The following is a 17,941-nucleotide window of genomic DNA, read 5'->3' on the forward strand; positions in this document are numbered from 1 at the left end:
AGATCATCTTCCGTTAAACCCAATTTCTTTGCTATCTCACGGATGTCCTGTGGGGTAGCCTCTTGTGCAATCTCAATGTCTGATTTAAATCCCATTTTTTTCCTCCAATATTTTTTTAAAAATTTAAATATCTGATCTCAATAAAAAATCAGATAATTATTAAACAATTTTACAACTACTTAAAAAACGTTTACATGCTTTTTTACTGTCACTCATCTTCGCATCCACAACTTAACGTTCGCTTTATACTCAAATGATCGACTATTTGACGATAATGAATTCACTCACCTCCTAAACATCTTTACAATCATCAACTTGCCACATCTGTTTATTTTAATTGCCCCAAGTGACTTTGATACAAATCCCGGGCAGATAGTCAACTGTCTACATGTATATACAATTTTTTTTAGATTATCACTATTCTTCGACAATGTCAATATTTTTCTACTTTAAGTCAATTTATTTTCTTTTATTGTTCGTTATTTCTCAAACAATCCATCACAAAGTAAAATATCGCAAGAAAATAAGCGTGCATTCACTCTATTCCATCTTAATTCAGTCGAATAATTACACTAATTAATAATTGCTTTTTAGCTTTTTCTTACCATGCCACAATTCAAAGAATAAAAATATCATCGTCGTTTATCACACATTCAGCTAAATTGTGCCTTTCTTACTTGGATTTCACAGCTTTGATATTTTTTTAACAACTACATTCAGTTTAAACCATTTCTTTACAAAAATCAAATAATTCATATGATAAAATATTAACAATTATTTCGGTGTTTTTGATTGAATACTTGTTAATTTTGTATCATTTTTTACTCATTTATCATGATAATCATCATATCAGAAAGAAACATTCAATTGAACAATCATATTGTAGTAAATTGCAATTTAATTTATTTAAATTTAAATAAATCTTATTAAAAGAATTGTTATTTTTAATTTTATTTTTGTAAATTATACTATATATACTATTTTTGATGTCGATATGCTCCCATTCTTAATTCCGTATCTGTTTTATCTGCTTTTTGAGGGGTATTGTCATAAAAAAAACCTTCGCTGACTAGGCAGTCGAAGGTTTTCTTTTATTCAAGGATTAGATCTAACTGACACAATATTGTCTCATCCTGATTGACAACATCAATGCGATAGTGATCATCTTCCACCTGCTCACTTAAAGCGCTCACCTGGTCACCATAAAAACACTGCGCTTTAAAAACCATCCGGGCTTCTTTTAATTGCTTTTTCTTAACAACCTCCAGTGGCAGCACTTCGATCGCCCATGCCAAATACTTGACATGATTCACATGCTGATTGAAGTCGATATCCAGAAAACGGACAGAAAAGTTTTTTTGAGCATCAACCCGATTTAATTTCCGGATCTTTTTAAAAACCGGCTCGCCTTTTTCGAAGCACTGATACCGCTCCATTTCCGGATAGGCATCGATACGCTCCATTTTTCCAGTTTTCCGGTTAACCAACAACCATTGCGTATTTGCAATTACCTTTACTTCTCCGCTAATATCTTCAATGGTAAAACGGCGTGTTGCACGAAATTTTTCCATACCCGTGGCCTGCGTTGTTACCTTTACCACGTCTTGATACAGGGGGAAACACTTAAACTGAACGCTGTATTTTACTAAAAACCAGGCGAGATCCTGTTTTTTTAAGTACTCCCCACCGATATCCAGCGCGTCGCCCTGGTTGGTGGACGCTTCCTGAAAATAGTTCATGGCAGTAGTTGGCAGCATTTTTCCAGTCGAGTCGGATTCATAACAGGCAATTTTCTGATTCTCAAAATAAACTAGGCTCATGGCAATCGCTCCTACTCAAAGCTTCTTCGATATAAGCTGATACCGTCAAGGCTCCAGTTGGGTTCGGTAAAGGTCCCCGGTTCTACCCGATTGAGGGCCTGTTCCATGGTGTACATCCGAGCGTCAATCATATCAATATGGTGAAGCAGCTCAGCTTCAGGGAACATCGGCCGTTTGGGACTACCAAATTCCGGCTGGTAATGATGGGACAAAATCATGTGCTTGAGCATCATTAACACCTCAGGGGCGGTGCCCAGTGACTGACCCACTAGTTCCAGTTCCACAATTTCCTGGGTGATGTGTCCCAGCAGTTTTCCCTCTGGTGTATAATCAGAAACTGATCCATTTTCATCAGAAACCATTTCATTAATTTTACCGATATCGTGGAGGATGATGCCAGCATAAAGCAGATCCCGGTTGATAAAGGGATAAATCCCCACCAGGCCTTTGCCGATTCGCAACATCGAATAGGTGTGGTAAAGCAGCCCACCTTTAATGGCATGATGATGCTTTTTTGCTGCTGGAAAATAGCTCAAAATCTCAGTCTGGTCACTAAATATTTTTTTTGTGATGGCGGCGATGTCGGTATTGGCAAAATCATCGATGGTATCGCTTATATAGCCCAGCATTTCATTGATGTCGACTGGTACAGTTTCGATGAAATCATCGATCTCCACCTCATCACTTTCGTCGGCCAATCGCATTTTTTCAACGATCAGTTGGAGCCGGCTGTTGAATTCCTGGACCTTGCCTTTTATTTTAACCAGTTTGCCATTGGTGAAGATTTCCTCATCTTCCGGCTTGACATCCCATTTTTTGCCATCAATTTCGTCAAAATCGGCATCATTCAATACCATGTTAAAATAACGGCTGCCATTGGTGGCAGTTTTGGTCATCTGCGACTTTATAAATAAAAAGCCAAGGTAATCCTGACCTTTTTGTACGGACTTAATTTTCAATTTGTTCTCCTCGTGGTTTTATTATTTACATTGCTCGGGAAAAACTTTGGCATAAGCGGTTAAACCGCGCTTTAGAATTTCCATACTTTTTTTCATCTCATCGCCGTTTAATACATAGGCGATGCGCACCTCATCGGCGCCATCCTGGGGATTTAAATAAAAATCATTGGCCGGCGATAAGAGTACCGTTTCGCCCTGATACTCAAAGTCGTTGATCAGCCACTCGATAAAATGGCAGGCCTCTTTGATTGGCAACTTGGCCATAAAGTAAAAGGCGCCCCGGGGTTCTTTGCAGATGACACCGGGAATTTGCTGCAGGGCCGCATAAACGATCTTCCGACGGCAAGTATATTCCTTTAACACCGCATCAAAAAAATGCCCATCCAATTTAAGCAGGGACACCGCCCCAATTTGATCTACTGTGGAAACCGACAGCCGCATCTGAACCAGCTTTTTGAGCTGATTCATCAGGGTTTTATTTTTTGACACAATAAAACCGATCCGGGCTCCGCAGGCACTATAGCGTTTGGAAATACTATCGATCAGGATAAAATGCTGAGCCAGCTCCGGGTACTGGGCTGGACTTAAATAGTCCTGACAATCGTAGACAAACTCCCGATACACCTCATCCGAAATCAGATAGAGGTTGTGTTTGATGGCCAGTTTCACCATCACCTCAATTTCTTCCTTAGAAAATACCTTGCCGGTGGGATTCCCGGGATTAGTCATTAGCAGAGCTTTGGTCCGCGGAGTAATGGCCGCTTCAATCACCGCCGCATCCGGCAGGGCGAAGCCGTCTTCGGCATAGGTTTTAAAACCGACCAGGGTCACATCGGTAGCCGCGGCCATTTCCTTATAAATACTATAAAGCGGTTCGGCGGTGAGAATTTCATCCCCGGCATTACAAATCCCGATAAAGGTAAACAGCAGCGCTTCACTGCCACCGTTCGTAACAAAGAGATCGCTGGTGTCGTAACTAAGACCCAACCGCCGGTAATAATCGCAGGCCGCTTCCCGCAGTTCGATGATCCCCTCCGGGGCTTGATAGGATAAAACTTTCTGATCAATGCAATTGACACTTTCCAGAAAACCGGCTGGCGTTTTGATATCTGGCTGGCCGATGTTTAAAAAATAAACCTTCTTCCCCTTTTTCTGCGCCTCGCTCACCAGAGGATAGTATTTTAAAAGGGCGGGTTCTCCCATTTTTTGGATACGCTGAGATGTTTCCATTATAACTCCTGCTTGTTCGTATTATTACATGACTCTGTAAAAAATTATAAACTTTATCAGAAAAAATTGCAAATTTCTGAGGACTATTATATTGTACAGTCCTTAAAAATCATGTTAAACTAATTAGAATACAACATCATTACGGAGGCTTTATGAAACGTTCAAAACCAAACATTCTCCCCGATCTGGAATTCACCAGAGATTTACCATCACTGGTGGCCTGGGCCCGGGAAGAAGAAATAGATATGGAAGATAAGTATTTTAAAGACTTGACCCTAACAAGCATTGATTTTTCCTACCTGTCCTTTCGGGGCTCTGTTTTTGAAAACTGTGAGTTAACCGATTGTCACTTTGAGAAAGCGGATTGTCGGGATCTCCGTTTTCAATCCTGTAATCTATCCAACAGTGACTTTACTGATGGTTATTTTAATCGCTGTGAATTCAATTTTTGCAAAATGATAGGGGTTGATTTTCATCAGGCCCAATTGGAGAACCTCGGCTTTTCCAGCAGCAATTTCCAGTACGCCAATTTTAGCAAAGCCAAACTCAAAGCTCTGGAGATTTCACAGTGCGATTTCAGTTATGCCTCTGTTTCCGAGTGCAAACTCACCCAGTTAAAACTCGATGGTATCAACTTTGAAGCCACCAGTTTTTTCAAAACGCCGCTAAAAGGACTGGACTTCACCACCTGCCAAATCGATGGCCTACGTGTCTCTATTGAAGCATTAAACGGTGCCGTTGTCTCCGCCTATCAGGCCGCAGAACTGGCCAAGTTGTTGGGCTTAATTGTGCGCTGATAACTCAATAAAAGAAAGAGGACTTATGGAAACCATCCCTGCTAAAAACATGCTGACCCGGACCAAAAATAATTATTGGTTTGGCACCGACTATAATATGAATATCTATCGGGGCTGTTCCCATGGCTGCATTTATTGTGACAGTCGTAGCGACTGCTATGGGATTGAAGCTTTTGACCAGGTCCGGGCCAAAGAAAATGCCCTGGCCATTCTGGAAGACAACCTGCGACGCAAGACCTTAAAGGGCGTGGTGGGTACTGGTGCCATGAGTGATCCCTATAATCCCATGGAGCAGAAACACCAGCTCACCCGCCAGGCGCTGGAGCTCTTCAAAACCAACGGTTACGGGGTAGCCATCGCCACCAAGAGCCCCCTTGTTACCCGGGATAAAGATCTGCTTTTATCGATTCAGAAACGGTCACCTGTCATTGTCAAAATTACCATTACCAGTGCCGACGATTCACTGGCAAAAATCATCGAACCCCGGGTAGCCCCCAGTTCTGCCCGCTTTACCGCGATCAATGAGCTGGCAGACAGCGGCATCTTTACAGGCGTTCTGCTGATGCCAATTCTCCCCTTTATCAATGATACCCCGGCGAACATCAAAGCCATTGTGACCAATGCCGCCGAACATGGCGCCCAATTTATTTATCCCGCCTTTGGGGTCACCCTCCGGGATTCCCAACGCCTTTATTTTTACGACCAGCTCGATGCTCATTTCCCTGGCATTAAAAAAAAGTATCTCCGCAATTTCGGTAATTCCTATAGCTGCGCCAGCCCCCAGGCCAGAAGCCTCTGGGCCACCTTCACCCGGGAATGTCAACGCCATGGGGTTCTTTACAAAATGGAAGACATCGTCTCCCGGTACAAACTGGAACACGGCAGCCAGCAATTGTCATTTTTGTTTTAAAACGTGCTTTTATTAATGGCTGTAAACAACGATAATGGTAACCCCAGACCAGCACAACGCTGAAGGATCAAACCAATTAAGCCTTACCCGGTACGGCAGGCTCCCCCCAAGGGTCTTTTCCAACCAGCAGACAATCACTGTCTGCCTATTATATCGTTCTTTATGCAATATATACTTGACATTGTATCTTATATACTGTACTATATGTCATATAGGGAGTGATCAAATGAAAAACATAAAATTAAAGGTGGCTCGGGCCGAGAACGATATTTCCCAGGAAGAGCTGGCCAAACGGGTCGGCGTCACCCGGCAGACAATCGGCATGATTGAAGCCGGTAAATTCAATCCATCTTTGCAATTGTGCATCGCCATCTGTAAAGCTTTGGGAAAAACATTAAACGATTTATTCTGGGAGGAAAATGACAATGAAAAAAATGAAAAAAGTAGTTGATGAGCGCCAGGAACTGGAGCTGTATAAAATAGAACATCTCTGTTTCTGGATTGTTTTCTGGCTGTTGCTCGGCAGCATTATTGTTCAGTCGATGTTTCTAAATGCTCCCTTTAGTCAATGGGGTTTTGAATGGGCCATCTTTATGATCAGTTGTGGCGGGGTTATCGTTGGCTGTTATAAAAAGGGACAATGGGATTTTTACAGCAAACCCACCACCAAAAACTATCTGATTTACAGCCTCATTGGCGCTGGTGCTTTTGCCATCATTTACGCCATTACGCTGTATATGAACCACGCTTATTTAAAAGGCCATCTGCTGGCACTTGGCTCACTGACTCTCCTTATCTTTGCCCTGCTCTTTGCCCTGATTTTCGTTGCCCTGTTTGTCAGTGGCACCCTGATAAAAAAACGTCAGAAAAAACTGGAAGACCAATTCAGTGATCATGACCCGCAATAGCTTTATCTTTTCAGGCAAAGCATGCCCCTGATTGTTCAGGGGTTTTTTGTTGTTATATTTGACAGCTTTTGACACCACTAGCCAGCCCGCGTTTTTAAACTGCAAAATTTCTGCAATCGTTTTTTTACCGATTTAGTGCTAATTAAGTCGCACTTTTTTGTTTCTGTGCTATACTACAACTAATTTTAAGCAATTCTGTTTTAATTTAGCAATCCGTATTGATTCAATTCTAAGAGGTGAACAAATGAAAGAAAAACTAAATCTAATGGCTGTTTTTTGTGATGACAATGGCCGGATTGCCCGGTTCGATGAGATGACTAATTTTGTTTTCTACACCAAAGAAAAAAGCGGTTGGCATAAATCCGAAATGATTCCCTTATGCCCTGATCTTTCCGGCGGGCTGGCCGCCATCCGGGAAAACATTAAACAGATGCTTGGTGTCTTCAACGACTGCCGGATCATCATCACCAAATCCATCATTGGTATTCCCTACCAGGTTTTTGACCGTTCCGGCTTTATTATCTGCGAAACCGAAGACTTTGATCTGGAATTACTTGATGCCATTGCGGCCGACCTGGCCAGTCAAGACGCACAAGCGAAAGAAGTTGCCCGTCTACTAACTAGAACACCAACCGAAACTGATGTCCCTGGTTATTACCGCTTTGATTTAACCCAGGTGCAAAAAAAGTACCCGGAGATGAGTTCAAAGATGGCCCTGCAGCCCTTTTTAAAAGAAGCTCCCTTTGACGCTCTGGAAGTGGTCTGTAACCATATCCCGCCATGGTTTGAACACCAATTACCAAAAATGCACTTGCAATACCGCATCGAAAATAAAAATGATTCCACTAAGCATGTTATTATCACCCATGTCGTGTGTGAATAAAAGGAGATCGTTATGTCAACCTGCCAAACGCAAAAATATGGCCCCCTCACCGGGATCACCTTTTTTGAAACCTATACCGATGGTTCGCCAAAAGGCTGTGCCTTCGACGAGCCCAACACCATCAATACCCCTGTGGGCATTCTGGTTCCCAACTACGGCCCCTCAAACCTGAGAAATCGGGAAGGGTTAGCGCTGGAGTTTTTCAAAAACGGCCAGATCAAAAGCATCGATCTGGAAAGCGCCACCGCAGTCATCACCTCGCTTGGGAGCCTGTCCGCCGAACGGATCAGTTTTTATGAAAACGGTCGAATCCACCGTTTATTTCCGCTAAATGGCCGAATCAACGGCTACTGGACCGAGAATGATGAATATACCCTGGCTAAACCGATAGACTTTGATCTGGCTGTGGGTTCCTTTTCAACCAAGATTGTAAGCCTCTGCTTTTATGAAAGCGGTGCCCTGAAAAGTTTGACCATGTGGCCTCAGGAAACCATTGAACTCAATAGCCCCGACGGCCTGGTGAAGGTGCGTTACGGTTTTTCCTTATATGAAAACGGCAAGCTGAAAAGCTTTGAACCCGCCCTGCCCGAACCCATTGTCACCCCGATCGGGATTGTGATCGCCTATGACAGCACTGCCCACGGCATTAATTGTGACGAAAATTCAGTCAACTATTCGCCTACCGGGGTGATCCGATCCCTGATCACCGGCAATAACGGCCTGATGATCACTGAACCGGAAGGCAAAAAATTTATTCAGCCCCTGATGAAACCAGGCACTCTGGACCCAGACGTAATGGTTCCCGAACCAATGACGATCATCTTCACCGATGGTAAAATGGAGATTCTCCAGGATGAAATCGTAACGGTCGATTTACAAACCGCCACGATCCGGGCTATTCTGGTTCATGATCCAATGAAAAAATCCTGCGGCGACTGTTCTTCCTGTTCAAGCTGCGGCTGATCTCCCGGATTTCCCGTTTGTTTAAGAATTACTTAAGTTTTATTTAAGCAAGAAAACGGCATTCCAGGCTAAGAACATTCTAAACCCCTGAAAATGATTTCACCCCACCTATCAGATGGAAAATACATCAGTTAACTAAAGTACAATCCCGATTTCCGGCTAAAAAAACCTGTCGCCGATCTCTTTTATTCGTAAACCCATTTCACTTTGAAAAGGGTTTACAACCAAACCTGCTTGACTTATCCTCCTATTCCATGGATAATAAGCCCATAGAAAACAATGCAATACGGATTTGACAAAGACAATGTGGTCTCAGCTCTTTACAATTAGGTAAGCGCTGAGACCTTTTTTGTTCCCATCATTCCCTACTCTATTTAGACAATGAGGTCTTAATTTGCTGCTCAATCAATGCAGCCGATTAAGATCTTTTCGTTTATGCAAAACAAAATAAGTTTTTTTAGACAAGGAAGTCTTACCTTTTACGCTTTTGTGAAAGGCAAAGGCTTCTTTACTTTTTGCAGAAAAACTTGCATTGGATCTTAAAATTTTTCACACTCAGGAGGAAAGATAATGAGACAAATCGCTATTTATGGTAAAGGTGGTATTGGTAAATCGACCACAACGCAAAATCTCACGGCAGGACTAGGACTCATGGACAAAAATATCATGGTCGTCGGATGTGATCCAAAGGCCGATTCAACCCGATTGTTGCTTGGTGGTCTGGCACAAAAAACGGTACTCGATACTCTTCGCGAAGAAGGTGAAGAAATTGAACTCGATGCCATCCTGAAACCAGGATTCCGAGGCATTCAATGTGTTGAATCAGGCGGACCGGAACCAGGGGTCGGCTGTGCTGGTCGGGGAATTATTACTTCCATCGGAATGTTAGAACAATTAGGTGCTTATACCGATGATCTGGATTATGTATTCTATGATGTTTTAGGTGATGTTGTTTGTGGTGGTTTTGCAATGCCAATGCGTGAAGGGAAGGCTCAAGAAATTTACATTGTTGCTTCCGGAGAAATGATGGCCTTGTATGCAGCTAACAATATTGCCAAAGGTGTTCAGAAATATGCTACAACTGGTGGTATTCGTTTAGGCGGAATTATCTGTAACAGTCGTAATGTTGATGGTGAAAAAGAATTGGTACAAGCCTTTGCCGAAGAACTAGGCAGCCAAATGATTTACTTTGTCCCACGTGACAATATGGTACAGCGTGCTGAAATCAACAAAAAAACCGTTTTAGAATTTGATGATACAGCTAATCAGGCTCAAGAATATCGTAATTTAGCGATGGCTATTGATACGAATAAAATGTTTGTCATTCCAAAGCCCATGCATCAGGATCGACTCGAAGAAATCCTGATGGAACATGGAATTATGGATATTTAGTCTATATTGTGAAAGGAAGTAAAAAAATATGTTAATGATCAGAGCAATTATCAGACCCGAAAAAGTAGGGGTTGTATTATCCGAAATGTTATCCGCTGATTACTCAGCGGTTACGAAATTAGATGTTTATGGACGTGGAAAACAAAAAGGGATCAAGGTTGGAGACGTTCACTATGATGAAATTCCAAAAGTGATGCTCCTGTGTATCGTCAACGATGAAGACAAAGATGATGTTGTTAAAATAATCATGAAAAATGCAAAAACTGGCAAGGATGGTACTTTTGGAGATGGTCGTATTTTTATTTCTCCGGTAGAAGAAGCGTATACAATCAGTACTGGAAAACCGGGCCTTTAAAAGGAGGAATTGATATGAAAGAAGTTATGGCAATTATTCGACAGAATAAAGTAAATCAGACCAAAGAAGCCCTTGTAAAAGATGGCTATCCCGCTTTTACCTGTTTAAAGGTTCTCGGACGCGGAAAAAAAACGATTGATCTATCCATCGTTCAGGATATCGTTGACGCAGGAGAAATGCCCATCTCACCGATTGGTGAATCCTTAACTGAATCATCCCGCTTAATTCCAAAACGATTTTTTACATTAATCGTTGAGGATGAAGATGTCGCGAAGGTCGTTTCTATTATTATTGACAACAATCAGACCGGAAATCCCGGTGATGGTAAAATTTTCGTCATCCCAATTGAAGAGTCCATTCGGGTACGAAGTGGCGAAAAAAATGCGGATGCATTTTAGAAAGAGGTGATTAAAATGGATTCAAGAGATAAAGTGCTCGATCAATATAGCTCTAAACTCTATAAAAACAGAAAAGAACATGTTATTCAAATTGAAGACGGTGAACCGAATGTCATTGCCGCTGATACTCGAGCCATCCCGGGAATCATGACCAACCGTGGTTGCTGTTATGCAGGATGTAAAGGGGTTGTTATTGGCCCACTAAAAGATGTTGTCCAAATCGTTCATGGCCCGATCGGATGTAGTTACTACGCCTGGGGAACCCGACGAAATAAAGCCAAAGGCGATGAAAACACGAAGAACTTTTTAGAATATTGTTTTTCGACGGATATGCAAGAAACCGACATTGTCTTTGGTGGTGAAAAGAAATTAAAAAAAGCAATTAAAGAAGCGGTTGAAATCTTTGATCCCGCCTGTATTATGATTGCTTCAACGTGTCCAGTCGGACTGATCGGTGATGATATCCACGCCGTCGCAGCTGAAGCTGAAGAAATGTACAATATTAAAGTAGTTGCCTTCAGTTGTGAGGGTTACAAAGGCGTTAGTCAATCCGGGGGACATCATATTGCCAATAACGGTTTAATGAAAAATGTTATTGGTACCGGTGACGCAAAACCGGTAAAATACTCCATTAATCTTTTAGGGGAATACAACATCGGTGGTGATGGTTGGGAAATTTGCCGGGTTCTTAAACGGATCGGTTATAACATTGTCTCGGTCATGACTGGTGATGGGAGCTACGAAGAAATGAAAAATGCGCATACGGCCGACCTGAATCTTGTTCAATGCCATCGTTCCATTAATTATATTGCTGAAATGCTAAAGACGAAATATGGAACCGAATGGCTTAAGGTCAATTTTATTGGCATCGAAGGGATTAAGCAGTCACTCAGAGATGTTGCCGCATTTTTCAACGATCCTGCTTTAACAGCCAAAACAGAAGCAGTCATTGCTGATGAAGAAGAAGAAATTGCAATTGGAATGGTTTACTACAAATCGATGCTGAAAGACAAAACTGCCGCCATTTATGTTGGTGGTTCAAGAACTCACCATTATATTAACTTATTAAAAAGCCTCGGTGTCGAAGTTATTTTAGCCGGTTATGAATTTGCCCATCGTGATGATTACGAAGGTCGTCAAGTGCTACCGCTTAAAATGGATGCCGATTCTAAAAACATTGAAAGCATCACGGTTGTAAAAGATCCTGCTAAATACCGGACTTTCCACACCGAAGAACGCATAAAAGAATTAAAAGAGGCCGGTTTACCGATTGAATCCTATGATGGTTTATGGGCCGATATCGCCGATAAGGCCATGATTACCGATGACTATAACCAGTTTGAAACCGAAGCATTTTTAAAATTATTAAAACCAGACATCTTCTTTTCTGGGATTAAGGATAAATATATTGTTCAACGGTCAGGCGTGCCATCGCGACAATTACACTCCTATGACTACAGCGGTCCGTATGCTGGATTTAAAGGTGCATTAAATTTTGCCAGAGATGTAACCTTAGCTGTTAATACACCAGCTTTTAGTTTAGTTCAAGCTCCCTGGAAAAGCGAGCCGACATTAATTGGCAATTTAGGAGGTATGGAATAATGTTAGATGTTACACCAAAAGAAATATCCGAACGATCTGCTTTGCGCATTAACCCACTAAAAACATGTCAACCGGTCGGCGCCATGTATGCTGCGCTGGGCGTCCATAATTGCATGCCGCACAGCCATGGCTCACAAGGGTGTTGTTCATACCATCGAATGTTTTTAACGCGACATTTTAAAGATCCGGCCATTGCTGCATCCAGTTCATTTACCGAAGGTGCTTCCGTATTTGGCGGCGGTTCAAATTTAAAAACAGCCATAAAAAATATCTTTGACCTTTATGAACCCGATATTATTGCCGTTCATACGACCTGTTTAAGTGAAACCATCGGCGATGACCTTGTTACTTACATCACTGATGCGAAGATTCCCGAAGGAAAAATCGTTGTTCATGCCAACACCCCAAGTTATGTCGGGTCACACATCACTGGATTTTCCAGCATGATCACGGGATTAATCCATTACTTATCAGTAAACACCGGTGAAAAAAATGGCAAATTGGCTCTTTTCCCCGGCTTTGTCAATCCTGGCGACATGCGCGAAATGAAAAAACTGATGACCCTGATGGGGGTTAAGTATACCATGCTGCCAGACACCAGTGGTGTTATGGACTCACCAATGACCGGTGAATACACCATGTATCCTAAAGGCGGAACCACCATTGATGATATCAAAGATCTTGGAAATTGCGAGCTCTCCTTGGCATTAGGTGAAATCACTTCGACACCACCTGCTGAATCTTTAAAAACCAAATGTAAGGTTCCCTTTGCTACGCTTCCGTTGCCAATTGGTATTGAGTTAACGGATCAATATATCATGGCGTTAAATCGTTTTTCTAAAAACGAGGTTCCTTACATCATCGAAGAAGAACGTGGTCAATTAGTCGATATCTTATTAGATTCACATAAGTATTCTCAAAATAAAACCGTTGCCATTTACGGCGATCCCGATACCGTCTTAGCTTTGGCACAATTCACTTTAGAAATGGGTATGATTCCAAAATATCTGGTCACCGGGACACCCGGTAAAACATTTGAAGCAAAAGCCAATGAACTTTTTGAAAAGTTTGGTGTGGAAGGCTGTACCGCTAAAGGGAATGCTGATTTGTTTGAACTCCACCAATGGATTAAAAACGACAGTGTCGATCTGATGATCGGCGGCACCCATGGCAAATATGTCGCCAAAGCCGAAGATATTCCTTTAGTACGCGCCGGCTTCCCCATCGTTGACCGCTATGTTCACTCTTACCTGCCTTTGGTCGGATATAAGGGTGCTATGCGTTTAGCCGAAATGATCTTAAATGCCCTCATGGATCGTCAGGATCGTGACTGTGCAGATGAAGATATGGAAATGATTATGTAATTATTGGGGGGGAGGTTTTCCTCCCCTTTATTTGAAAGGAGGCTGTAAAATGAAAAATGATGCGGCAATTTTACCAGAAAGAGCCCAGTCAATCCGTTTTTCGGAATGCAGCGGAGACGGAATCAAGTGTGAGTCAGCAAGTGTCTCAGGGGCCGTCAGTCAACGAGCCTGTGTTTTCTGTGGGGCCCGGGTTGTTTTGAACCCCATCACCGATGCCTTCCATATTATCCATGGCCCGATTGGATGTGCCAGCTATACCTGGGATATTCGCGGCAGTCTATCCAGTGACGAAGAAGGCTATCGAAACAGTTATTCAACGGATCTACGCGAACGCGATGTTATCTTTGGTGGACAAAAGAAATTAGCTGCTGCTGTTGATGAAGTCATGGCTATCCACTCACCCAAAGTTATTTTTATTTACGCCACCTGTATTGTTGGTGTTATCGGTGATGACATTGACGCTGTCTGTCGCGAAGCCGAAGAAAAATACCAAATTCGTGTGATTCCAGTTAAATCACCAGGGTTCTCGGGAACCAAAAAAACCGGCTATAAGATGGCCTGCAACGCTATTATGAGCCTGGTTACCCCCAAATTCTTACCTAAAAAAACGCACGGTGTCAACATTCTCGGCGATTTTAACCTGGCCGGGGAAATGTGGATTATTAAAAATTATTTACGACAAATCGGCGTCGAAGTGGTTGCTAATATTACTGGCGATGCCAAAGTCGAAGATCTCAAAAAAGCCCCCGCGGCCCAACTCAATCTGGTTCAATGTGCCGGTTCGATGACCTACCTGGCTAAACAGATGGAAGAGGTTTTCTCAATCCCTTTTATCAAAGTTAGTTTTTTTGGTGTGACCGACACCTCCGATTCACTGATGCGGATTGCCTATGCCGTCGGTGATAAAGAAGTCATTACGCGAGCCAAAGCCTTTATTGAAGAAGAAAAAAATAGAGTCATCCCTCTTTTAAATAAATATCGTAATAATCTTGAAGGAAAAAAAGCCGCTATCTATGTCGGCGGCGGCTTTAAAGCAATCTCCCTGATCCGCCAGTTTCACGAATTTGGCATGAATACCGTGATGGTCGGCACCCAAACCGGGAGCAAGGATGATTATGAAGTCATCCAACATCTGGTCGACGAAGACGCCGTCATTTTAGACGACGCCAACCCGGCTGAACTGGAAGCCTTTATGAAAGAAATGGGAGCCGATATATTAGTAGGCGGCGTCAAGGAACGGCCGCTGGCCTATAAACTGGGCATCGCCTTTTGTGATCATAACCATGAACGCAAGCATCCCCTGGCAGGCTACGAAGGCACCCTGAACTTCGCCTCAGAAATCAATCTGTCAATGAACAGTCCTGTCTGGGAAGTCATAGGAGGTATGAAAAATGTCTAAAAATTTAGTCAACCTAAATGTCAATCCCTGTAAAATGTGCATGCCGATGGGAACCGCCAATGCCTTCTACGGTATTCAAAAATGTATGAATATCCTCCATGGTTCCCAGGGATGCAGCACCTATATCCGCCGCCACATGGCCACTCATTACAATGAACCGGTTGATATTGCTTCTTCTTCCCTCACTGAAGAAGGCACTGTCTACGGCGGTGAGAAAAATCTGATTATCGGGCTGGAAAATCTGATTAAATTGTATGAACCTGAGGTCATCGGCGTTTCGACCACCTGTCTGGCCGAAACCATTGGTGAAGATATTGAATATATCATCAAGAATTTTTACGCCGCTCATCCTGACGAAACGGTAAAAATTATTCCCGTTAAATCGGCTGGGTACGGCGGTACCCAATTTGAAGGATTTACCCGGGCGCTGCGAGCGATTGTCTCCCATGTTGAGATGGACGCCACCAAACACAATAAGGTCAATATCGTCACCACGATGATTTCCCCGGCGGATACCCGTTATTTAATCGATCTACTGGACCAGTTTGGACTGGAATATATTCTTTTGCCAGATCTTTCCGAAAATCTCGACGGCGTCCATCAGAGCAGTTATTATCGTTTGCCGATGCATGGTACCCCGATTTCGGAAATCCAGAAAATGGCTGGCGCCCGGGCCACCATCGAAATCTCTGATACCATCAAGCCCGATGAATCTCCCGGGGTTTACCTGTATGAAAACTATGGGGTTCCTTACAAACGCCTGAACCTACCGATGGGACTCCGTGATACTGATGCCTTAATCGATCTCTTAGCTGAATTGTCAAAAAAAGCCATTCCTGAAAAAATTGCTAAGGAACGCGGTCGTTACCTTGATGGCATGGTCGACTCCCATAAATACAACGCCCTGGGTCGCATTGCCATCTTCGGTGAACCGGATTTTGTCGTTTCGGCAGTCCGACTCTGTTGTGAAAATGGGGTGATGCCGGTGATCGCGGCTACTGGTTCCAATTGTCCCCAGCTTAAAGGAAAAATCGAAGCCGAGCTTTCCAAATTGGCCGATGTTCTTTTTGTTGACAATTACGTGATCCTAAATGATGTCGACTTTGAAACCATTGAAGAAGAAGCCCTGCGACTCGGTGCTAACCTGATGCTGGGAAATTCCGACGGCCGCCGGATTGAAGAAAAACACGGGATTCCACTCATCCGCTGTGCTTTTCCAATCCATGACCGCGTCGGCGGCCAGCGGGTTCGGACCTTGGGCTATGAAGGTTCCCAGGTGCTCCTGGACCTGATCACCAACACCATTCTTAAAGCGGTGGAAGGCGGTTTCCGGGAAACCCTATATAACACCTACTATAATGAAGGACCAAAATCCAAATACGGATTAGAGCCGGAAACGGAAGCTAACATGAAAGTGCTGGAAAAAATAAAGACAAATAACCCGTTAACACCCCAAGCCCAAACCATTGAAGAAAAAACCGCCAATCATCCCTGCTATAGCTGCGGTGCCTCCCAGAAAAACGCCCGGATGCACCTCCCCATTGCTCCTAAATGCAACATTCAGTGTAACTACTGTGTTCGTAAATTTGATTGCCCCAATGAAAGCCGTCCCGGCGTGACTACTGAAATTCTTTCCCCGGAAGCGGCCTTTGAAAAATATAAACTGGTTAAAGAAAAGGTGGAAAACCTCACCGTCGTCGGAATTGCCGGCCCCGGAGATGCCCTGGCAAACTTTGAAGAAACGAGAAAGGTCCTGACCCTGATCCATGACTATGACCCCTCTGTTACCTTCTGCGTCTCCACCAATGGTTTAATGCTGCCCTACTATGCCAAAGAACTGGCAAAACTGGGTGTTTCCCACGTTACCGTCACCGTCAATGCGGTTGACCCGGCCATCGGTGCCAAGATCTACAAACATGTCGATTTTATGGGGAACCGCTACCGTAGCGAAGCCGGTGCCTCTATTTTACTGGCTAACCAGCTTTCAGGGATCAAGCTCCTGATCGATGAAGGGGTAATCGTCAAAATCAATACTGTCACCCTGATGGGAATCAATGATACACACATCGAAGAAGTGGTCAAAACGGTAAAAGAGTTGGGCTGCTTTATCTCCAATGTGATGCCCCTGATTCCGGTTAAAGGTTCCGCCTTTGAAGATCTGCAAATTGCCACCAACCACGAAATTAATGCGATTCGCGATAAATGCGGGGTTCATTTAAAACAGATGTATCACTGCAAACAATGCCGGGCCGATGCCATCGGCAAACTGGATAGTGATATCTCCCTGAATTTCCGGGAAACTGAAGCTAAAAAAGATGAAATGATTCTGGCAGCACCAACGGGATTGCGCTTTGCGATCACCTCTAAAGGCGGGATGCTGGTGGACCAGCATTTCGGCCAGGCTTCAGAGCTTTATATCTATGACTACCTTGACGATGAGGTCCGGTTTAAAGAAAAACGGGTAATCGGCAAGTATTGCACGGGCGCCGAAGAATGCGACGAAAAAGAAGATAAGATCGGCACCATTCTAAAAGCTCTAAATGACTGCGACGGCGCCATCACTATGCGCATTGGTGATCTGCCCACCAAACGGCTGGAAAGCAAGGGCATCAAGGTCATCTCAACCTACGACCGCATTGAAGATGCTGTTAAAACGGCAGCCCAGGAAATCTTAAAGTCCGAACTGCGCACCGCCGGTAATTTCTAGCATTGCTAACTACCATACCGACCAATTATTAATCTGTTGTTTGCTGCACCATGCGAAATCCGCTGTGCTCCTTTCGCATTGGTCGCGGGCAGTCGCCAACTATAATCAAGCTTATGATTGGCTCGTTGCCTTCGCGAAGAATCGGACAGGTTTATCAACCTGTTCGCTCCGATGCAAACAACATGATGTAATAATTGTCGGTACTGGGTTAACTTTTTAGACAGGCTATCTGTCAGTTAAGTTGACAGTTATCA

At 43.4% G+C, this 17,941-nt stretch carries 16 protein-coding genes; 13 read left to right on the forward strand and 3 right to left on the reverse strand.

Going from position 1 to position 17,941, the window contains the following annotated elements; genetic code table 11:
- Positions 1–1,091: 1,091 nt before the first annotated feature.
- Genes U2P91_RS14950 through U2P91_RS14960 form a run of 3 tightly spaced genes read right to left on the reverse strand, consistent with a single transcriptional unit; the run spans position 1,092 to position 4,009 of the window.
- On the reverse strand, positions 1,092–1,820 hold the full coding sequence (locus U2P91_RS14950) for an acyl-[acyl-carrier-protein] thioesterase (RefSeq protein ID WP_111889030.1): 729 nt from the start codon (positions 1,818–1,820) through the stop codon (positions 1,092–1,094).
- 11 nt (positions 1,821–1,831) lie between these two features.
- Positions 1,832–2,779: a 3'-5' exoribonuclease YhaM family protein gene (locus U2P91_RS14955; RefSeq protein WP_111889029.1), complete on the reverse strand. Its 948-nt coding sequence runs from the start codon at positions 2,777–2,779 to the stop codon at positions 1,832–1,834.
- A gap of 21 nt (positions 2,780–2,800) precedes the next feature.
- Positions 2,801–4,009 (reverse strand): pyridoxal phosphate-dependent aminotransferase, encoded by a 1,209-nt coding sequence (locus U2P91_RS14960; RefSeq protein WP_111889028.1) that lies wholly within the window; start codon positions 4,007–4,009, stop codon positions 2,801–2,803.
- A gap of 152 nt (positions 4,010–4,161) precedes the next feature.
- Here U2P91_RS14960 and U2P91_RS14965 point away from each other — a divergent pair, with 152 nt between their 5' ends.
- The 13 genes from U2P91_RS14965 to nifB all read left to right on the forward strand — a co-directional run bounded on the left by U2P91_RS14965 (position 4,162) and on the right by nifB (position 17,687).
- The gene (locus tag U2P91_RS14965) at positions 4,162–4,806 is read left to right on the forward strand and encodes a pentapeptide repeat-containing protein (RefSeq protein WP_111889027.1); all 645 of its coding nucleotides are present in this window, start codon (positions 4,162–4,164) and stop codon (positions 4,804–4,806) included.
- Between the two features lie 25 nt (positions 4,807–4,831).
- Positions 4,832–5,716, forward strand: coding sequence for an SPL family radical SAM protein (locus U2P91_RS14970; protein ID WP_111889026.1), 885 nt, complete (start codon positions 4,832–4,834; stop codon positions 5,714–5,716).
- A gap of 226 nt (positions 5,717–5,942) precedes the next feature.
- Positions 5,943–6,167: a helix-turn-helix transcriptional regulator gene (locus U2P91_RS14975; protein ID WP_111889025.1), complete on the forward strand. Its 225-nt coding sequence runs from the start codon at positions 5,943–5,945 to the stop codon at positions 6,165–6,167.
- The gene (locus U2P91_RS14980; RefSeq protein WP_111889024.1) at positions 6,142–6,624 is read left to right on the forward strand and encodes a DUF6773 family protein; all 483 of its coding nucleotides are present in this window, start codon (positions 6,142–6,144) and stop codon (positions 6,622–6,624) included. The genes U2P91_RS14975 and U2P91_RS14980 overlap by 26 nt, the downstream gene beginning before the upstream one ends.
- A gap of 244 nt (positions 6,625–6,868) precedes the next feature.
- Positions 6,869–7,507, forward strand: coding sequence for a Fe-only nitrogenase accessory AnfO family protein (locus U2P91_RS14985; RefSeq protein WP_111889023.1), 639 nt, complete (start codon positions 6,869–6,871; stop codon positions 7,505–7,507).
- A gap of 12 nt (positions 7,508–7,519) precedes the next feature.
- On the forward strand, positions 7,520–8,470 hold the full coding sequence (locus tag U2P91_RS14990) for a hypothetical protein (protein WP_111889022.1): 951 nt from the start codon (positions 7,520–7,522) through the stop codon (positions 8,468–8,470).
- Between the two features lie 570 nt (positions 8,471–9,040).
- Positions 9,041–9,862, forward strand: a complete 822-nt coding sequence (gene nifH, locus U2P91_RS14995) for a nitrogenase iron protein (RefSeq protein WP_111889021.1) — start codon at positions 9,041–9,043, stop codon at positions 9,860–9,862.
- Between the two features lie 28 nt (positions 9,863–9,890).
- A complete protein-coding gene (locus U2P91_RS15000; RefSeq protein WP_111889020.1) occupies positions 9,891–10,217 on the forward strand; it encodes a P-II family nitrogen regulator in 327 nt (108 codons plus the stop codon).
- Between the two features lie 14 nt (positions 10,218–10,231).
- Positions 10,232–10,615, forward strand: coding sequence for a P-II family nitrogen regulator (locus U2P91_RS15005; RefSeq protein WP_111889019.1), 384 nt, complete (start codon positions 10,232–10,234; stop codon positions 10,613–10,615).
- 15 nt (positions 10,616–10,630) lie between these two features.
- The gene (locus U2P91_RS15010; RefSeq protein ID WP_111889018.1) at positions 10,631–12,217 is read left to right on the forward strand and encodes a nitrogenase component I subunit alpha; all 1,587 of its coding nucleotides are present in this window, start codon (positions 10,631–10,633) and stop codon (positions 12,215–12,217) included.
- Positions 12,217–13,581, forward strand: coding sequence for a nitrogenase molybdenum-iron protein subunit beta (gene nifK / locus U2P91_RS15015; RefSeq protein ID WP_111889017.1), 1,365 nt, complete (start codon positions 12,217–12,219; stop codon positions 13,579–13,581). The genes U2P91_RS15010 and nifK overlap by 1 nt, the downstream gene beginning before the upstream one ends.
- Before the next feature lie 49 nt (positions 13,582–13,630).
- Entirely contained in the window at positions 13,631–14,980 is a 1,350-nt protein-coding gene (gene nifE / locus U2P91_RS15020) for a nitrogenase iron-molybdenum cofactor biosynthesis protein NifE (protein ID WP_111889016.1), read from the forward strand.
- Positions 14,973–17,687: a nitrogenase cofactor biosynthesis protein NifB gene (gene nifB / locus U2P91_RS15025; RefSeq protein WP_111889015.1), complete on the forward strand. Its 2,715-nt coding sequence runs from the start codon at positions 14,973–14,975 to the stop codon at positions 17,685–17,687. The genes nifE and nifB overlap by 8 nt, the downstream gene beginning before the upstream one ends.
- Positions 17,688–17,941: the final 254 nt, after the last annotated feature.

The sequence above is a fragment of the Acetobacterium sp. K1/6 genome, from assembly GCF_034438075.1.
GTDB lineage: Bacteria > Bacillota > Clostridia > Eubacteriales > Eubacteriaceae > Acetobacterium > Acetobacterium carbinolicum.